Genomic DNA, 16,831 nt, shown 5'->3' with positions numbered 1-16,831 from the left:
GGGTTTTGTGGGCTGCCGTCTGCCGCCTTCGCGAGCAGGCTCGCTCCCACAAGGGTTACGCGATCTCCTGTGGGAGCGAGCCTGCTCGCGAAGGCGGCAGAACAAGCCCCACAGAAGCCAACAGAATTCAGGAAAGGTGCTTTATGACCGCAGCCAATGTTTACCAACAACGCCCGACCACCGGGGCCAAGGCCGAGTCGTCGCTGCATCACGCCGACCTCGCCAGCCTGGTGGGCAAGGGTCGCAAGAACGCCGGCGTGACCGTGCGTGAGAAAAAACTTCTGGGCCACCTGACCATTCGTGGCGATGGCCACGATGCCGCGTTCGCCGCTGGCGTGCACAAGGCCCTTGGCATCGAATTGCCGGGTGCATTGACCGTCATCGTCAAAGGCGAAACCAGTCTGCAATGGATGGGCCCGGATGAGTGGCTGCTGATCGTGCCGACCGGCGAAGAATTCGCCGCCGAGAAAAAACTGCGTGAAGCGCTGGGCGACCTGCACATCCAGATCGTCAACGTCAGTGGTGGCCAGCAGATCCTCGAACTGAGCGGCCCGAACGTGCGCCAGGTCTTGATGAAATCCACCAGCTATGACGTTCACCCGAACAACTTTCCGGTGGGCAAAGCGGTCGGCACAGTGTTCGCCAAGTCGCAACTGGTGATCCGTCACACCGCCGAAGACACCTGGGAACTGCTGATCCGCCGCAGCTTCTCGGATTACTGGTGGTTGTGGTTGCAGGATGCTTCTGCCGAATTTGGCCTTAGCGTTCAGGCTTGAGATTGCCATCGCTGGCAAGCCAGCTCCCACAGGGTTTATGCCGATCATTTGAAGGGCGTTATCAACTGTAGGAGCCGGCTTGCTGGCGATCAACCGCGCAGCGGTTGCCCATAACAAGAGGAGTCACCGCACTATGAGCCGCGCCCCAGACACATGGATTCTGACCGCCGACTGCCCCAGCGTGCTCGGCACCGTGGACGCGGTGACCCGCTTTCTGTTCGAGCAGGGCTGCTACGTCACCGAACACCATTCCTTCGATGACCGGCTCTCGGGTCGCTTCTTCATTCGCGTGGAATTCCGTCAGCCGGATGGCTTCGACGAGCAGTCGTTCCGCGCAGGCCTGGCCGAACGAGGCGAATCCTTCGGCATGGTCTTCGAACTGACCCCGCCGCACTATCGGCCGAAGGTGGTGATCATGGTCTCCAAGGCCGATCACTGCCTCAACGACTTGCTTTATCGCCAGCGCATCGGCCAGTTGTCGATGGACGTGGCCGCCGTGATCTCCAACCACCCGGACCTCAAGCCGCTGGCCGACTGGCACCAGATTCCGTACTACCACTTCCCCCTCGACCCCAACGACAAGCCGTCGCAGGAGCGTCAGGTGTTGCAAGTGATCGAAGAGTCCGGTGCCGAACTGGTGATTCTTGCCCGCTACATGCAAGTGCTGTCGCCGGAACTGTGCCGCAAACTCGACGGCAAGGCGATCAACATTCATCACTCGCTGCTGCCGGGTTTCAAGGGCGCCAAGCCGTACCACCAGGCCTACAACAAGGGCGTGAAACTGGTCGGCGCGACCGCGCACTACATCAACAACGACCTCGATGAAGGGCCGATCATTGCCCAGGGTGTCGAGGTGGTGGATCACAGTCATTATCCGGAAGACCTGATCGCCAAGGGGCGGGATATCGAAGGCCTGACCCTGGCGCGGGCCGTTGGTTATCACATTGAGCGACGGGTGTTCCTGAACGCCAATCGCACGGTCGTTCTTTAGATCGCCTTCGCGAGCAGGCTCGCTCCCACAAAGGTATGCATTCCAATGTGGGAGCGAGCTTGCTCGCGATGACGGCATGACAGACAACGCAAGACAAACAGGCAATAACCCGGGCAATCAACGCGCCGCCGCTCCATGGCGACGCGACCGCTACATAAAAACAACAGCGAGGTGAAAGCATGTCTGGCAATCGTGGTGTGGTGTATCTCGGCGCTGGCAAGGTCGAAGTACAGAAAATCGACTATCCGAAAATGCAGGACCCGCGCGGTCGCAAGATCGAGCACGGGGTCATTCTCAAAGTGGTTTCCACCAACATTTGCGGCTCCGACCAGCACATGGTGCGCGGTCGAACCACCGCGCAAACCGGCCTGGTGCTGGGCCATGAGATCACCGGTGAAGTGATCGAAAAAGGCAGCGACGTCGAGAACCTGAAAATCGGCGATCTGGTGTCCGTTCCGTTCAACGTGGCTTGCGGGCGCTGCCGTTCCTGCAAGGAGCAACACACCGGTGTCTGCCTGACCGTCAACCCGGCCCGCGCCGGTGGCGCCTACGGTTACGTCGACATGGGCGACTGGACCGGTGGCCAGGCCGAATATGTACTGGTGCCGTACGCCGACTTCAACCTGCTGAAGCTGCCGGACCGCGACAAGGCCATGGAGAAAATCCGCGACCTGACCTGCCTCTCCGACATCCTGCCAACCGGCTACCACGGCGCCGTCACTGCCGGCGTCGGCCCGGGCAGCACCGTTTACATCGCTGGCGCAGGCCCGGTCGGCCTGGCCGCCGCCGCATCGGCCCGTCTGTTGGGCGCAGCCGTGGTGATCATCGGCGACGTCAACACCATCCGCCTGGCCCACGCCAAGGCCCAGGGTTTTGAAATCGTCGACCTGTCGAAAGACGCGCCGCTGCACGAACAGATCGCCGCATTGCTGGGCGAGCCTGAAGTGGATTGCGCAGTCGATTGCGTGGGCTTCGAAGCCCGCGGCCATGGCCATGACGGTGTGAAACACGAAGCCCCGGCCACCGTGCTCAACTCGCTGATGGGTGTGGTGCGTGTTGCCGGCAAAATCGGTATTCCGGGCCTCTACGTCACCGAAGATCCGGGCGCTGTCGACGCCGCCGCGAAAATGGGCAGCCTGAGCATCCGTTTCGGCCTGGGCTGGGCCAAATCCCACAGCTTCCACACCGGCCAGACCCCGGTCATGAAGTACAACCGCCAGCTGATGCAGGCGATCATGTGGGACCGCATCAACATCGCCGAAGTGGTGGGTGTGCAGGTGATCAGCCTGGACCAGGCGCCGGAAGGGTATGGCGAGTTCGATGCAGGCGTGCCGAAGAAGTTTGTGATTGATCCGCATAAGTTGTTTAGTGCGGCGTAATTCAATTGGGTATAAAAAAGGGTGACTTGATGTCGCCCTCTTTAATTATTGATACTAGGTAAGAAGTTGGTCTTGCCTTAAGCTTGACGCAAGTGGCGATTTACAGGCGTAGTTGGGTAAATCGGTAATGTGGCTTCATCGTGTAATGCGTATAGTTTGTTGATGATCCCTTCGACGACGCCAATGTCATGTTTTATCGCATTCAGGGCAGGCGCCTGTTCGGGGTTATGTAGGAGCATCTCGAGATAGTCGAGATCATTTTTAGAGCGTCTTAAAGCTTGTTCGAATCTGAAACCTATATCCGGTTCTACCAGCTCTATATTCGGATAAAGATTTTGGTATGAAGGAGGAAGCTCCTCGTGGAAGGATACGCCATAGGGAGCGCTATCTGTCTTGGATACCTGTGATGACACTGACGAGCGGGACAAGCTTGAAGACGATGATTGCCCTGCATCATAAAGTGTTGCGGATGTTTGAGGGTGTGCCAGTGGATTCAAAAGTTCCCTGTTTGCGGTCGATCTGGTCCTCGGCGTACGTTTAAAAAAGCCAAAAATTGCCTTGAATGGGTTTCCTTTGTGTCCTGTGGGATCAGTACGGTTCACCGGATCTCCCACGCAGTACGCATACGCATTTAACCCGCCGTCCCCAAACGGACTCCAGCTGTCCGGGCTGTTAAATCGCATCAACACCGGGTTAAACGCCCGATAACCATTCCCCAACAAATAACATCCCGTCACCGGATCCGGTCGTTCGCCGTTGAAGCCGAAGAGGCTGAGCAATCCGCTTTCCGCCGGGTGATGACCGTAGGGCGAGTAGGCGAGGGGGGTAAGACGCGCCGCGTCGAGTACGTTCAACACCGAACGCTGTTGATCAGAGGCGAGCAAGTGAGTTTCGACGACACCGCTCTGACGCTGCTGCTGCGCCAACAGGTGATCGTCATGCTGCATGATCGAACGTTGCACTACGCCTTGAATCTCGGTGGCCAGCCGATCTTTCAGGTAAAAGCGCCGGGTGGTGGCTTGCGCCGCAGGCGTGCAATCCACCAGTCGATCCTGCGGGTCGTAGTGGTAGTGGCAGAGCAACGTTTCGCGACCAAGTGGCATGGAGGGCTCCTGAGCATCTTTCCCCAGTCTGGCGTTACTGTGGCGCAACGGATCAAGGTTGCCTACTAGCAGATCTGATAGGGTCGCTGGCCTGGTGGCTGTTTTGTGACGAGCGGGTGGGAAATGGCGGGGCGCCTGAGGAACATGCCCGCGCCTGACCGGTCAAACCGGCAGCTCTGCGCCCGTCAACCGGGCGTTTTTCGTGACACATGAGGATGTCTGGATGAAAATTTCACGCGGTTTTGCACTGGCTTCGCTGCTGACCCTGGCAGCCAGTCCGGCTTTCGCACAGTTCAGTCTGGGCGATGCGGCTAACGCTATCGCGGGGATGAAGGATGACAATGCAACAACGAAGGCCGCGCCGACCTCCGAAACGGCAGACTTGCTGGGCGCACTCACCCAGTTGGACGTGACGCCACAGCAAGCCGTCGGCGGCGCCGGGGCGATGCTGGGTCTGGCGAAGAATCAGTTGAGCTCGACCGACTATTCGGAACTGGCCAAAAGCGTGCCGGGCATCGACAAGCTGTCGGGCGGCGGTGAGCTGGGTGCCCTTGCAGCGTTGCTCGGCTCCAGCGGCAAGGCCGCCGGGCTGGATAACGCCTTGGGCAACGTCAAGGACACCAATGACTTGAACAGCGCCTTCAGCGCCTTGGGCATGGACACCGGCATGATCGGCCAGTTTGCCCCGGTGATCCTGCAATACCTCGGTCAGCAAGGCGTCGCCGGTTCGCTGCTGCAAAGCCTGGGCGGCATTTGGGGGACAGGCGTCACCGGTAGCTGATCAGCGGTTTTCCGCGCGCAGCGCGTCGATGCGTTGGTCTTTCTCGGTCCAGAGCTGGTTGACCCAGTTCTGGACTGTTTCACGAAACTGCGGATCGTTTTCGTAATCGCCTCGCCACAGCGCCGGGTCGAGTTCGCGGGTCTTGATGTCGATGATGACCCTCGGCACGTTGCCGCTGATCAAGTCCCAGAAGCCTGGAATTTTTTGCTGCGGATACACCACCGTCACATCGAGAATCGCATCCAGCTGTTCACCCATCGCCGCCAGCACGAACGCCACGCCACCCGCCTTTGGCTTGAGCAAGTGGGTGAACGGTGATTGCTGCTGAGTGCTCTTGGCCGCAGTAAAGCGCGTGCCTTCCAGATAATTGACCACGGTTACCGGCTGGCGCTTGAACAGCTCGCAGGCCTGTTTGGTGATTTCCAGATCCTTGCCGGCCAGTTCCGGGTGCTTCGCCAGGAAGGCCTTGGTATAGCGCTTCATGAACGGGTAATCCAGCGCCCACCAGGCCAGGCCCAGGAAGGGCACCCAGATCAGTTCTTTCTTGAGGAAGAATTTGAAGAACGGCGTGCGTCGGTTCAGCGTCTGGATCAGCGCCGGGATGTCGACCCAGGATTGATGGTTGCTGATCACCAGATACGAGGTGTCGCGCCGCAGATCGTCGCCACCGCGAATGTCCCATTGGGTCGGGATGCACAGGCGGAAGATCAGCTTGTCGATTTCGGACCATGTTTCGGCGATCCACATCACTGCATTTGATGCGTAATCGCGAAAGCGGCCGGATAGAACCAGTTTGAGCAAGGCAAACACCATCAAGGGCCCGATCAGGACCAGGGTGTTGAGCAATAGCAACAGGGTAACGAAACAGCCGGTGAGCAGGCGGCGCATAGGCAACTCTTGAAAGCGTTTGGGCTCGCCATGATAAGCAGCTTCGGGCGGCAGGCCAAATCGGTGACAACGAATGTTTCACCTTTGAAGCGTTAGGCTCGCGGCGCATTGAATGACCCTGTGGCGAGTGGCCCAACTATCTTTGTTTGTTGCGGTCTAGAATTTGGCCATTGCATCCTCCTTCCAAGGACACCCATCACGTGAAATCGCTTCTCGCACTGCTGTCCCTTGTTGCCCTGCCGGTCATGGCCGCCGAGCCGACCCTGTACGGGCGTTATGAATACATCGCGCTGCCGGAAATCGGCGGTGAAGTGCTCAAGGCCAAGATGGACACCGGTGCCCTGACCGCGTCGCTGTCGGCCAAGGACATCGAAACCTTCACCCGCGACGGCGAAGACTGGGTACGCTTCCGCCTCGCCACCAAGGAGGCGAGCAACAAGGTCTACGAGCACAAAGTGGCGCGGATCAGCAAGATCAAGACCCGTTCCGAAGAGGACGAGGACGAAGACAACGCCGCGCCCTCCAAGCGTCCGGTGGTGGATCTTGAACTGTGCCTGGGCAACGTCAAGCGCACGGTCGAGGTCAACCTGACGGATCGCAGCAGCTTCAACTATCCGTTGCTGATCGGCGCCAAGGCCCTGCGTGAGTTCGGTGCGGCGGTGAATCCGGCTCGACGGTATACGGCGGACAAACCGGACTGCTGATTGCAAGGGGGCTCATTGACGTGCGGTAAGCCTTGAGTCACCGTTCGCCCACTCAACCAGCGGGCTCGGACGCCATGCCTCATATCCTGATTGTCGAAGACGAAGCGGCGATTGCCGACACCCTGATTTTCGCCCTGCAGGGCGAGGGGTTTACCACCACGTGGCTGACCCTGGGGGCGGCGGCGTTGGAGCATCAGCGGCAGACGCCGACGGATCTGATCATCCTCGACATCGGCCTGCCGGACATCAGCGGCTTCGAAACCTGCAAGCAACTGCGGCGGTTCAGCGAAGTGCCGGTGATCTTTCTCAGCGCCCGCGATGCGGAAATCGACCGGGTGGTGGGGCTGGAAATCGGCGCCGACGATTACGTGGTCAAGCCGTTCAGCCCTCGGGAGGTGGCTGCGCGGGTCCGGGCGATTCTCAAGCGCATGGCGCCGCGAGTGGCGGCTGAAACCTCACCGACGCTGTTTCGAATCGACAGTGAGCGGGTGCAGATCAGCTATCGCAATCAGCCGTTGAGCCTGACCCGCCATGAATTCCGTCTGCTGCAATGCCTGTTGGAACAACCCGAACGCGTCTTCAGCCGTGAGCAATTGCTCGATGCGCTGGGTGTGGCTGCGGATGCCGGGTACGAGCGCAGCATCGACAGCCACATCAAGAGTGTGCGCGCCAAGTTGCGACTGGTGAAGGCTGACGCGGAGCCGATCCAGACCCATCGCGGGCTCGGTTACAGCTACAGCCCGGGACACAGCTGATGCCGTTGGGAATCCGGATTTTTCTGGTCTACGTGCTGTTCATCGGCCTGACCGGCTACTTCGTGCTCAACACGGTGATGGAAGAAATCCGCCCCGGTGTGCGCCAGTCCACGGAGGAAACCCTGGTCGACACCGCCAACCTGATGGCGGAAATCCTGCGCGATGATTTCAAGGCCGGCACCCTCAGCCAACACCGTTGGCCACAATTGCTCAAGGCCTACGGAGAGCGCCAACCGGCGGCAAATATCTGGGGCTTGCCGAAGAATCAGGTCAACCACCGCATCTACGTTACCGACGCCAAGGGCATCGTCGTGCTGGATTCCAGCGGCACGGCGGTGGGGCAGGACTATTCACGCTGGAACGACGTTTACCTGACCCTGCGCGGCGAGTATGGCGCGCGGTCGACCCGCAGTGATCCCGATGACGCGACGTCTTCGGTGATGCACGTCGGTGCGCCGATTCGCGACAATGGGCAGATCATCGGGGTGGTGACCGTGGCCAAGCCCAATAGCTCGCTGCAACCTTATGTGGATCGCACGGAGCGTCGATTACTCACTTACGGCGCCGGGCTGATCGGCCTCGGCCTGTTGTTCGGTGCGCTGTTGTCGTGGTGGTTGAGTCGGGCACTTCGGCGGTTGACCGCTTATGCCCAGGCCGTGAGCGAAGGGCGTCGGGTCGAGGTGCCGCATTATCGCGGCGGCGAGCTGGAGCAATTGGCCACGGCAGTGGAGCAGATGCGCACGCAGCTCGAAGGCAAAGCGTACGTCGAGCGTTACGTGCACACGCTGACCCATGAACTGAAGAGCCCACTGGCGGCGATTCGCGGTGCGGCGGAACTGTTGCAAAGCGAGATGGCGTTGCCCCAGCGGCAGCGTTTTGTCGGCAACATCGACAGCGAAAGTGCGCGGATGCAGCAGTTGATCGAGCGGCTGCTGAACCTGGCGCAGGTTGAGCAACGGCAAGGACTGGACGAGCGGGTTGCGGTGCCGTTGGCCGCATTGGTGGACGAATTGTTGAGTGCTCAGGCGGCGCGGATCGAAGGCAAGCAGTTGCGGATTGAACAAACGATTGCGACGGATCTGGTGCTGATCGGCGAGCCGTTTTTGTTGCGCCAGGCGCTGGGTAATCTGCTGGAGAATGCGTTGGACTTCACCCCCTTCAACGGCGTGCTGCGATTTACTGCCGTCAAGATTGGGGGGCAAATCGAGTTCAGGCTGTTCAACCAGGCTGAGGCGATTCCCGACTATGCGTTGCCACGGTTGAGTGAGCGTTTTTACTCACTAGCGCGTCCAGATAGCGGCAGAAAAAGCACGGGGTTGGGGCTTAACTTTGTCGAGGAAGTGGTGAAGTTGCATGGCGGGGTCATGAGTATCGGTAACGTCGAGGGCGGGGTGGAGGTCGTATTGCGCCTGGCTTAGGACCCCGTCGCGATTGGCTGGACCAGTCTCCACACACTCTCCACATTCCCCCCATAAATTCCTCACACGACAATCCCAGACTCTCCCCATCCAAAACAGGGGGAGTCCCATGAACCGTAGCCTGACCCTAAAACTCGGGGCCATTGCCCTTTTGATTCTGTTGTTGCTGATCCCGCTCTTGATGATCAACGGCGTGATTCGGGATCGCCAGCAACTGCGCGATGGTGTGCTCGAAGACATCGCCCGCAGTTCCAGTTACAGCCAGCAATTGAGCGGCCCGCTGGTGGTGGTGCCGTATCGCAAAGTGGTGCGTACCTGGAAGACCCGCGAAAAAACCAACGAGCGGTATCAGGAAATCGGCGAAGAGCGCGGGCGTCTGTACTTCCTGCCGGAGCGCTTCGAACTCGATGGCGCGGTGCAAACCGAGTTGCGCGCCCGGGGCATTTACCAGGCGCGGTTGTTTCATGCCGACAACCGTATCAGCGGCCATTTTTCGTTACCGACACAACTGGGTATCAAGGAAGACTTTGGCGATTATCAGTTCGACCCGCCGTTCCTCGCCGTTGGCATCAGCGACATTCGCGGCATCGAAAACGCCTTGAAACTGGAGCTCAATGGCCGGAGCCTGGACTTCATCCCCGGCAGTCAGGTCGGCTGGCTGGGCGAAGGTGTTCACGTGCCCCTGCCAGCCTTGGAACCAAAGCAAGTTACCGAGCTGGCCTTCGGATTCGACCTGAAACTGCAAGGCACCGGCCAGTTGCAGGTTCTGCCGGTGGGCAAGACCAGCAAGGTCTCGCTGACCGCGAACTGGCCGCACCCCAGCTTCATCGGCAACTACCTGCCCGCTCAGCGCGACATCACCGATCAAGGCTTCACTGCCAATTGGCAGACTTCGTTCTTCTCCACCAACCTGCAAGAAATCCTGAACAGCTGCGTGTCCAGCGGTGGTTGTGAGGTGTTGTTCGGCCGCAGTTTTGGCGTGAGCTTCATCGACCCCGTGGACCAGTATCTGAAGAGCGACCGGGCGATCAAATATGCGCTGCTGTTTATCGTCTTGACCTTCGCCGGTTTTTTCCTCTTCGAAGTGCTCAAAAGCCTTGCGGTGCACCCGGTGCAATACGCGCTGGTCGGCGTAGCGTTGGCGTTCTTCTATTTGCTGTTGTTGTCCTTGTCCGAGCACATTGGCTTTGCCTGGGCGTATCTGTTGTCGGCCAGTGGTTGCGTGTTGTTGATCGGGTTTTACGTCTGCCACGTGTTACGCAGTGTGCGGCATGGCTTGAGCTTTTCTGCAGGGTTGGCAGCGCTCTACGGTCTGCTCTATGGGTTGTTGAGCGCGGAGGATTACGCGCTGTTGATGGGCTCGCTGTTGCTGTTCGGCTTGCTCGGCGTGTTCATGGTGCTGACGCGCAAGCTGGATTGGTATGGGGTTGGGCAGAAAGCGGCCAAGCCATTGGAATTTGATATCGGTGCGGTGAAATGAGCCGCAGGGTGGGATTGCGCGAAGACCAGCAGGAGGGAAGGCTGTTGGCGACGCTGATTGCCGGGTTGTTTCCATTAGATCCGTTGCGGCGCCATCGCGAGCAGGCTCGCTCCCACATGAGATCGCGGTCAAAAGTAGGAGCGAGCCTGCTCGCGATAAGGCCGGGGCAATCCGCGAAAATTTAAATCTTGGGCATCGTCGCAATCATCGAAGGCCGCTGACTCACCTCGAAATACCAGGCGGCCAATTGCGGATTTGCGCTGCGCCAGTCCAGATCAGGATGACGAAAGTCCACGTAACCCAAGGCGCAGGCCACGCTGATCGCCGCCACGTCGAAATGGCTGGTCAGTTCGGCGATCGCGTCTTTTTCCAGCAACGCCAGGGCGCGGCGGATTTTGTCGCGTTGGGCGTCGAGGTATGCGTCCCAGTGTTTTTCCGGCGCGCGCAGGGCGACTTCATAACGCACGAGCACGGCGGCATCCATGACTCCGTCGGCCAGCGAGGCGAGGGTCAGGCGCCGCCAGCGGGCCGAGCCGTCGCGAGGGATCAGCGGATTGCCGACGTGTTGGTGATCGAGGTAATCGAGGATCACCCGGCTGTCGTGGATGATGTTGCCATCGGCCAGGCGCAGGGCGGGGATTTTGCTCAGGGGGTTGTCGTCGATCAGCGTCAGGTCCGGATCGACCGGGGTGAGCACGCAGTTCTGCAGGGCTACACGGTCCTGTTGACCGGTTTCGTGCAGCAGCACCATGACTTTACGAACGAAGGGCGAAAGCGGGTTGTGGTAAAGGGTCATGCTCGGGGTGGACATGGCAACGTCTCGATCGGTGGCAGTGACGGGCAGCATAGCGTGTTGAGCCGTGAGCTCAAATGCCATGGCCTGGACCCCTTGTGGGAGCGAGCCTGATCGCGATGGCGGCTTAACATTCAACATCAATCCTGCCTGACAAACCGCTATCGCGAGCAGGCTCGCTCCCTCAGGGACTGCATTTTAACTGGCAGGTTGTAGTGTCTGCCCCGCTTCAGATGCGGCGTTGCAGGAGGCCGCGCACGCCGAGGAAGGCCGGGATGCCGAGGCCCAGCCAGCTCAAGGCATCCCAAATGCCATCCCCCAGCAACGCGGCAAACAATCCCGCCGCGCTGAAGAGAGCAATGACCGTGGGCGTGGCAAATACCTTCCAGAAACTCGACTGCCGAGGTCTCATGCCACACTCTCCGCTTTTTCCAGCACGGGTTTGGCAGCCTTGCGCCGCACCACCCACAGGTAAACCCCGCTGCCGAGGACGATAATGGTCAGCACATCCAGGGTCGCCCAGAGAATTTGCATCGGCATGCCGCCGTAATCACCGAAGTGCAGCGGCTGCGACATGCCCATCGCGTCCATGTACCACGGACGTTCGGCCACAGCAGTGACTTTCAGGGTGCTGGCATCGATCAATACCGGCGTCAGCAAGTGCGAGGTCAAATGCGTGCTGCCTTTCATGAACACCGCGTAATGGTGCTCGCTGGAAAACCGCGTACCAGGGAAAGCGATGAAGTCGGGCAGCATGCCCGGCGCAGCCTCCTTGGCGATGTCGAGCAATCGAGTGGCCGGCGCGAGATGCGTCAACGGCGGTGCATCGCGGTAGGGCGCGACCATCGCGCTCAGGCTGTCGTTGCGCCACGCGGCGATCAACAGGTCAGCGCAGGCGCTGATCACACCGGTCACGCCGACCACCAATGCCCAGGTCAACGTCACCACGCCGATCAGGTTGTGCAGGTCGAGCCAGCGCAGGCGCGTGGATTTATCCTGGCGCACAGTGGCGAATTTCAAGCGACGCATGAATGGCAGGTACAGCACGGTGCCCGACACGATCGCGACGACGAACAGCAAACCCATGAACGCCAGCAACAACTTGCCCGGCAGTCCGGCAAACATGTCCACGTGCAGGCGCAACATGACCATCATGAAGCCGCCATTGGCCGACGGCATCTCCAGCGCTTCGCCGGTACGGGCATCGAGCATGAAGGTGTGGGACGAGTTCGGCTCGGTGCCGGCCGTGGCCGCCATGATGGCGATGGCGGCATTGGGCGCGTCTTCTTCAAAACCGAAGTACTGCATGACCTCGCCCGGGCGATGCTTTTCAGCGGCCTGCACCAACTGCTGCAAATTCAGCTGCGGGGTATCCGCCGGCATGACCTTCAACTCGGCGGCATCGCCCAGCAGATGGTCGATCTCGTGGTGAAAGATCAAGGGCAGGCCGGTCAATGCCAGCAACAGCAGAAACACGGTACAGATCAGGCTGGACCAGGTGTGGACAAAGGACCAGCGGCGGATTGTTTTACTTTTCATTTCTTGGCCTTCAGAAAAACCAAAGCCGCCCACAAAGGACGGCCGGGGCGTGGGCATGTCAGGTCAAGCGGTTACCACTTGTAGTTCACGGCGGCTACGACATTTCGTTCGTCGCCGTAGTAGCACCAGAAGCCGTCGCAAGTGGAAATGTAATCCTTGTCGAACAGGTTCTTCGCTGTGACATCGACCGAAATGCCAGCCAGTGCCGAGTTGAGGCGGCTCAGGTCGTAGTGCACGGCGGCGTCGTACACGGTGTACGAGCCCACATGTGAGTTGTCGGTGTTGCTGGTGCTGCCGTAGGTGTCTCCGACGTAACGCACGCCCGCGCCCACACCGAAGCCGTCGAGAAAACCGGCATGCCAGGTGTAGTCAGACCAAAGCGAAGCCTGATTGCGTGGCACCAGTTTCATCCGGTTGCCCTTGTCGGCACCCTTGAGGATTTCGGTATCGGTGTAGGTGTAGGAACCCACCAGTTTCAGGTTTTCGCTGACGTCGGAGGTGGCTTCAAGCTCGATACCGCGTACTTTCAGCTCACCAATCTGGCTGGTGACGTTGTTCTGCGAAACCGAAACGTTTTGCTGGCGCAGGTCGAACGCTGCAGCCGTGAGCAAGGTGCGGCTACCCGGTGGCATGTACTTGACGCCCACCTCGGTTTGCTTGCCTTCGGTGGGTTTGAACGAATTGCTGGAACTGGCGTCAGCCCCCATCGATGGCTGGAACGACTCGGTGTAAGAGATGTAAGGCGTAATCCCCGAATCGAACACGTAGCTCAGGCCGGCGTTACCGCTGAAAGCCTTGTCGCGCTGGGTGTTGGTGGCATCGTTCAGGTTGTAGAACTGCGTCGCGGTGTGGATCCAGTCTTCACGACCGCCCAGGGTCAGGCGCCATTTGTCCAGGGAGATCTGATCCTGAGCGTAGATCCCGGTTTGGTTGGTCTTCTGGTTGTAGTCATAGAAGGTGGCGTACGCCACGTTGGAGAAGTCCGCGCCACGTATTGGATTGATCACGTTGCTCGGCGGGGCGCTCCCCTCCAGCCATTTGTAGCGGGTGTTGGTGCGCTGGTGATCAAGACCCAGGAGGACGACGTGGGACAATGGACCTGTCTCGAAGTCAGCCTGAAAGTTGTTGTCCACGGCGAACTGGCTGATGTCTTCGTCAACCTTGTCGACCAGACGGGCCAGAGTGCCATCGGGCGAGACCGAATTACCGAACGAGGCATAAGCTTGTTGGAATTCCAGATCGCTCTTGGTGTAGCGCAGGTTTTGCTTGAACTGCCAGACATCGTTCAGGCGATGATCGAAGGCGTAACCCAGTGCGTAGTAGGTGCGGTCGTAGTGATCGGAATCCGGATCGCCGAGATTCTTGTGGTGAGAGATCTTGCCCGCTTCCGAATCCAGCTTGGTGCCTTGCAGCGGCAGGAACTGACCGGAGACACCGGTATCGTCGCGGGTGAACTGCGAGAGGAAGGTCAGGTGCGTGTCGTCGTCGATGTTCCAGGTCAGGCTGGGTGCCAGGTTGTAGCGCTTGTCGTCGGTATGGTCGATCGGCATGCCGCTGTCGCGTACCACGCCATCGACGCGGTAGAGGAACTGGCCCTCCTCATCGATCTTGCCGGTACTGTCGAAGCTGATCTGTTTGCGGTTGTTGCTGCCGACTTCGGCACGCACTTCATGGCTCGCAAGGGCATCGGGCCGGCGGCTGACCATGTCAAGCATGCCGCCCGGCGGGGTCTGGCCGTAGACCGAAGAAGCCGGGCCGCGCAGCAGGGTGATGCGCTCAAGGTCCCAGGTTTCAACTTTCGGGTTGGCATAGGAGCCTTTTGGCAACGGCAGGCCATCGAGAAACTGAGTCGGTTCGAAGCCACGAACACGCAGCCAGTCGGCACGCGAGTCGCTGCCATAGCTGCTGGCGATCACGCCGGGCATGTAGCGCACCGCATCATCCAGGTTCTGGACGCCACGATCTTCCATTTGAGCGCGGGTAATCACCGACATCGAACGCGGTGCTTCGACAATTGGGGTGTCGGTCTTGGTGCCAGCGGCGGTGCGAGTGGCAACGTAGCCTTCGACAGGCCCCCACGCGTTTTCGAGATTTTCCACGCCAATCACGCTGGTCGCTGGCAGCGCCATCGCACCTTCAGGCACGGGGGCAAGGCTAAAAGTGCCGGTGCCGCTTTGCTCCAACTGCAAACCCGTACCGCGCAGTGCTTCACGCAACGCAGCCGCAGCATCGAACTGACCATTGACCGGAGCAGAGGTTTTGCCCGCGGCCAGCGATGGGTTCAGCGACAACGCGAGGCCCGCCTGGCTGGCGATCTGGTTCAGGGTACTGGCCAATGGCGCGGCCGGGAGGTTGTAAGCGCGAACGCTGGATGCCTGTTCAGCGGCGACCAGTTGGCCGCTGGCCAAAGGGGTGCAAAGGGCGATGGCAACCGCCAGCAAACTGGGGCGCAACAAGGTGTCTAGCGAACGGGACATACAGCGGCTCCTGAAAGGGAATACTTCTCAATTACCTAGGTGCCGAACGAAAATCAAAAAGTGATAGGGCTGGATGAAAATAATTTCGATTCAGTAAATCAGTCTGCATACGTATGGCGAGGGAGCACGCTCCCTCGCCACAGGGTTCCACTTTTACTCAGGGCTTGGCATCACGCTTGGCCGCCACCGTCACCCACCATTGCGTGTGTCGTTCTATCTGCACCGGCAGTGTCGGTAGCAGCGTGTTCAGCGCTTGATCAGTGTCGTGCAGGGGGAAGCTGCCGGTGATCCGCAGGTCCGCCACTTGCGGCGCCACGGCCAAATACCCATGGCGATAGCGACCGAGTTCGTGCAACAGATCTTCCAGTCGCACGTTGTCCACCACCAGCATGCCGCGGGTCCAGGCATCCGCGCCGAGGTTGAGCGCAGTCATCGGCCCCAGGCTGTCATTGCGGATCAGCATTTGCTGACCTTCGCGCAGTATGTGTTCGTCGCTGCTCGATTGCGGATGAACCGCCACCGCCGATTGCAAGACGCTCAGGCGCGTCCCTTCTTCTTCACGCTTGACCAGGAACCGCGTGCCCAGCGCGCGCATGCTGCCTTCGCGGGTTTCGACGATAAAGGGCCGGGCATCGCCATGGCCGGTTTCAACGAGGATTTCCCCTTCCTGAAGGATCACCCGTCGCTGCTTCGCATCGAAGCGCACGTCCACGGCACTGTGGGTGTTGAGGTTGATCAGCGTGCCGTCGGCCAGTCGAATGCTGCGCTGTTCGCCGGTCGCGGTGCGTTGGTCGGCCAGCCAGTAATCCAGCGGCAGGTAACGCTCCCCGGCAAACAGCGCCAAACCGATCACCGCGACGATGCTGGCTAATCCGCTGCCGAGCCTGCGCACCCGGCGGCGAATACCTTCACGCGATTGCAGCAGGGCTGTGCGGGCCGGGCCGCTGGCGACGCTGAAACGCTGGTCGAGCATGCCCAGCTGGCGCCAGGCCCGGGCGTGTTCTTCGTGGGCGGCGTGCCATTTGGTGAACTCTTCGCGCTCCACCGGGTTGCCGGAATCGAGCGACAGTTGCCAGGCGATGGCGGCATCGAGCACTTGCGCCGAGACCGGTTTGGAACTGAGCGGGCTCATGTCGGCTCCCCGTACAGTGCGATGTAGCACTGACGAACGCCTTGGGCCAGGTATTGGCGCACGCGTGGCACCGACACGCCGAGGCGTTCGGCGATCTCCGCATGCCCCAGGCCATCGAGGCGGCTATAGAGAAACGCCGCCCGGGCCTTGCTCGACAACTTGCCAAGCAGACGATCGATATTCTTCAGGTCTTCGAGGATCATTTGCTGTTCTTCCACCGACGGCTGCTCGGCTTCGGGAATCAGCATCAACTCGGTGAGGTAAGCCTGTTCCAGCGCGGCGCGGCGGAAATAGTCGAACAGCAGGCCCTTGGCAATGGCCACCAGAAACGCCCGTGGTTCGCGCGGCTCTTTCAACTCATCACGGCCGAGCAAGCGTACGAACGTGTCCTGGCTCAGGTCTTCGGCCCGTTGCGGGCAGGCGACGTTGCGACGAAGCCAGGCCAATAGCCAACCGCGATGGTCGCGATATAGCGCACCGACGAGCTCACTTTGAGGGCTTGGGACTGACGACACGCAGCATCACCGTTTGGGAAATGTTAACTAACGAGAATAGTTCGCGATTGTGTCAGAGGCGAAGGTGGTGCGCAATTGGCGCTGGTCGGGTGACCGCGTC

16 protein-coding genes are annotated in these 16,831 nt (G+C 59.9%); 8 read left to right on the top strand and 8 right to left on the bottom strand.

The window, feature by feature from the left end; all coding sequences use genetic code 11:
- Window positions 1–143: 143 nt before the first annotated feature.
- The 3 genes from BVK86_RS09615 to fdhA all read left to right on the top strand — a co-directional run bounded on the left by BVK86_RS09615 (window position 144) and on the right by fdhA (window position 3,146).
- A complete protein-coding gene (locus tag BVK86_RS09615) occupies window positions 144–776 on the top strand; it encodes a sarcosine oxidase subunit gamma (RefSeq protein ID WP_075946217.1) in 633 nt (210 codons plus the stop codon).
- Window positions 777–909: 133 nt separating this feature from the next.
- Complete coding sequence (gene purU, locus BVK86_RS09610) at window positions 910–1,767, top strand: formyltetrahydrofolate deformylase (RefSeq protein WP_075946216.1); 858 nt, start codon at window positions 910–912, stop codon at window positions 1,765–1,767.
- Between the two features lie 179 nt (window positions 1,768–1,946).
- Window positions 1,947–3,146 (top strand): formaldehyde dehydrogenase, glutathione-independent, encoded by a 1,200-nt coding sequence (gene fdhA / locus BVK86_RS09605; protein ID WP_075946215.1) that lies wholly within the window; start codon window positions 1,947–1,949, stop codon window positions 3,144–3,146.
- A gap of 77 nt (window positions 3,147–3,223) precedes the next feature.
- On the opposite strand, the gene BVK86_RS30100 is transcribed toward fdhA, so the two are convergent.
- Window positions 3,224–4,249, bottom strand: a complete 1,026-nt coding sequence (locus tag BVK86_RS30100) for an RHS repeat-associated core domain-containing protein (RefSeq protein ID WP_231977845.1) — start codon at window positions 4,247–4,249, stop codon at window positions 3,224–3,226.
- Between the two features lie 223 nt (window positions 4,250–4,472).
- On the opposite strand from BVK86_RS30100, the gene BVK86_RS09595 reads away from it, so the two are divergent.
- Window positions 4,473–5,030, top strand: a complete 558-nt coding sequence (locus BVK86_RS09595) for a DUF2780 domain-containing protein (RefSeq protein WP_075946214.1) — start codon at window positions 4,473–4,475, stop codon at window positions 5,028–5,030.
- Here the strand turns inward: BVK86_RS09595 and BVK86_RS09590 are convergent, their stop codons facing one another.
- The gene (locus BVK86_RS09590) at window positions 5,031–5,918 is read right to left on the bottom strand and encodes an acyltransferase (protein WP_075946213.1); all 888 of its coding nucleotides are present in this window, start codon (window positions 5,916–5,918) and stop codon (window positions 5,031–5,033) included.
- A gap of 200 nt (window positions 5,919–6,118) precedes the next feature.
- Between BVK86_RS09590 and rloA2 the strand changes: the two genes are divergently transcribed.
- From rloA2 to creD, 4 genes are all read left to right on the top strand, one after another.
- Complete coding sequence (gene rloA2 / locus BVK86_RS09585) at window positions 6,119–6,622, top strand: retropepsin-like aspartic peptidase RloA2 (protein ID WP_075946212.1); 504 nt, start codon at window positions 6,119–6,121, stop codon at window positions 6,620–6,622.
- Window positions 6,623–6,696: 74 nt separating this feature from the next.
- Window positions 6,697–7,377 carry a two-component system response regulator CreB gene (gene creB / locus BVK86_RS09580; protein WP_075946211.1) on the top strand — a complete coding sequence of 227 codons (681 nt, stop codon included), beginning with the start codon at window positions 6,697–6,699 and terminating at the stop codon, window positions 7,375–7,377.
- Window positions 7,377–8,795 (top strand): two-component system sensor histidine kinase CreC, encoded by a 1,419-nt coding sequence (gene creC, locus BVK86_RS09575; RefSeq protein WP_075946210.1) that lies wholly within the window; start codon window positions 7,377–7,379, stop codon window positions 8,793–8,795. The genes creB and creC overlap by 1 nt, the downstream gene beginning before the upstream one ends.
- A 109-nt stretch (window positions 8,796–8,904) precedes the next feature.
- Window positions 8,905–10,275 carry a cell envelope integrity protein CreD gene (gene creD, locus BVK86_RS09570; protein ID WP_075946209.1) on the top strand — a complete coding sequence of 457 codons (1,371 nt, stop codon included), beginning with the start codon at window positions 8,905–8,907 and terminating at the stop codon, window positions 10,273–10,275.
- Between the two features lie 181 nt (window positions 10,276–10,456).
- On the opposite strand, the gene BVK86_RS09560 is transcribed toward creD, so the two are convergent.
- The 6 genes from BVK86_RS09560 to BVK86_RS09535 all read right to left on the bottom strand — a co-directional run bounded on the left by BVK86_RS09560 (window position 10,457) and on the right by BVK86_RS09535 (window position 16,731).
- A complete protein-coding gene (locus tag BVK86_RS09560) occupies window positions 10,457–11,086 on the bottom strand; it encodes a glutathione S-transferase (protein WP_092267227.1) in 630 nt (209 codons plus the stop codon).
- A 211-nt stretch (window positions 11,087–11,297) separates the two neighbouring features.
- Entirely contained in the window at window positions 11,298–11,480 is a 183-nt protein-coding gene (locus BVK86_RS09555) for a hypothetical protein (protein WP_075946206.1), read from the bottom strand.
- The gene (locus tag BVK86_RS09550) at window positions 11,477–12,607 is read right to left on the bottom strand and encodes a PepSY-associated TM helix domain-containing protein (protein ID WP_075946510.1); all 1,131 of its coding nucleotides are present in this window, start codon (window positions 12,605–12,607) and stop codon (window positions 11,477–11,479) included. Before BVK86_RS09550 ends, BVK86_RS09555 begins: the two co-directional genes overlap by 4 nt.
- A gap of 71 nt (window positions 12,608–12,678) precedes the next feature.
- On the bottom strand, window positions 12,679–15,084 hold the full coding sequence (locus BVK86_RS09545) for a TonB-dependent siderophore receptor (RefSeq protein WP_075946205.1): 2,406 nt from the start codon (window positions 15,082–15,084) through the stop codon (window positions 12,679–12,681).
- Between the two features lie 157 nt (window positions 15,085–15,241).
- A complete protein-coding gene (locus tag BVK86_RS09540) occupies window positions 15,242–16,216 on the bottom strand; it encodes a FecR domain-containing protein (RefSeq protein WP_075946204.1) in 975 nt (324 codons plus the stop codon).
- Window positions 16,213–16,731 carry an RNA polymerase sigma factor gene (locus tag BVK86_RS09535; protein ID WP_075946203.1) on the bottom strand — a complete coding sequence of 173 codons (519 nt, stop codon included), beginning with the start codon at window positions 16,729–16,731 and terminating at the stop codon, window positions 16,213–16,215. Before BVK86_RS09535 ends, BVK86_RS09540 begins: the two co-directional genes overlap by 4 nt.
- Between the last annotated feature and the right edge of the window lie 100 nt (window positions 16,732–16,831).

The sequence above is a fragment of the Pseudomonas reinekei genome (assembly GCF_001945365.1).
Lineage (GTDB): Bacteria > Pseudomonadota > Gammaproteobacteria > Pseudomonadales > Pseudomonadaceae > Aquipseudomonas > Aquipseudomonas reinekei.
The sequence above is the reverse complement of the archived record's forward strand: the minus strand, read 5'-3'. Positions and strand labels throughout refer to the sequence as shown.

Coding starts and splice junctions, on each gene's coding strand:
- BVK86_RS09615 (WP_075946217.1), top strand. CDS start 144: ATGACCGCAGCCAATGTTTACCAACAACGCCCGACCACCGGGGCCAAG.
- purU (WP_075946216.1), top strand. CDS start 910: ATGAGCCGCGCCCCAGACACATGGATTCTGACCGCCGACTGCCCCAGC.
- fdhA (WP_075946215.1), top strand. CDS start 1,947: ATGTCTGGCAATCGTGGTGTGGTGTATCTCGGCGCTGGCAAGGTCGAA.
- BVK86_RS30100 (WP_231977845.1), bottom strand. CDS start 4,249: ATGCCACTTGGTCGCGAAACGTTGCTCTGCCACTACCACTACGACCCG.
- BVK86_RS09595 (WP_075946214.1), top strand. CDS start 4,473: ATGAAAATTTCACGCGGTTTTGCACTGGCTTCGCTGCTGACCCTGGCA.
- BVK86_RS09590 (WP_075946213.1), bottom strand. CDS start 5,918: ATGCGCCGCCTGCTCACCGGCTGTTTCGTTACCCTGTTGCTATTGCTC.
- creB (WP_075946211.1), top strand. CDS start 6,697: ATGCCTCATATCCTGATTGTCGAAGACGAAGCGGCGATTGCCGACACC.
- creC (WP_075946210.1), top strand. CDS start 7,377: ATGCCGTTGGGAATCCGGATTTTTCTGGTCTACGTGCTGTTCATCGGC.
- creD (WP_075946209.1), top strand. CDS start 8,905: ATGAACCGTAGCCTGACCCTAAAACTCGGGGCCATTGCCCTTTTGATT.
- BVK86_RS09560 (WP_092267227.1), bottom strand. CDS start 11,086: ATGTCCACCCCGAGCATGACCCTTTACCACAACCCGCTTTCGCCCTTC.
- BVK86_RS09555 (WP_075946206.1), bottom strand. CDS start 11,480: ATGAGACCTCGGCAGTCGAGTTTCTGGAAGGTATTTGCCACGCCCACG.
- BVK86_RS09550 (WP_075946510.1), bottom strand. CDS start 12,607: ATGAAAAGTAAAACAATCCGCCGCTGGTCCTTTGTCCACACCTGGTCC.
- BVK86_RS09545 (WP_075946205.1), bottom strand. CDS start 15,084: ATGTCCCGTTCGCTAGACACCTTGTTGCGCCCCAGTTTGCTGGCGGTT.
- BVK86_RS09540 (WP_075946204.1), bottom strand. CDS start 16,216: ATGAGCCCGCTCAGTTCCAAACCGGTCTCGGCGCAAGTGCTCGATGCC.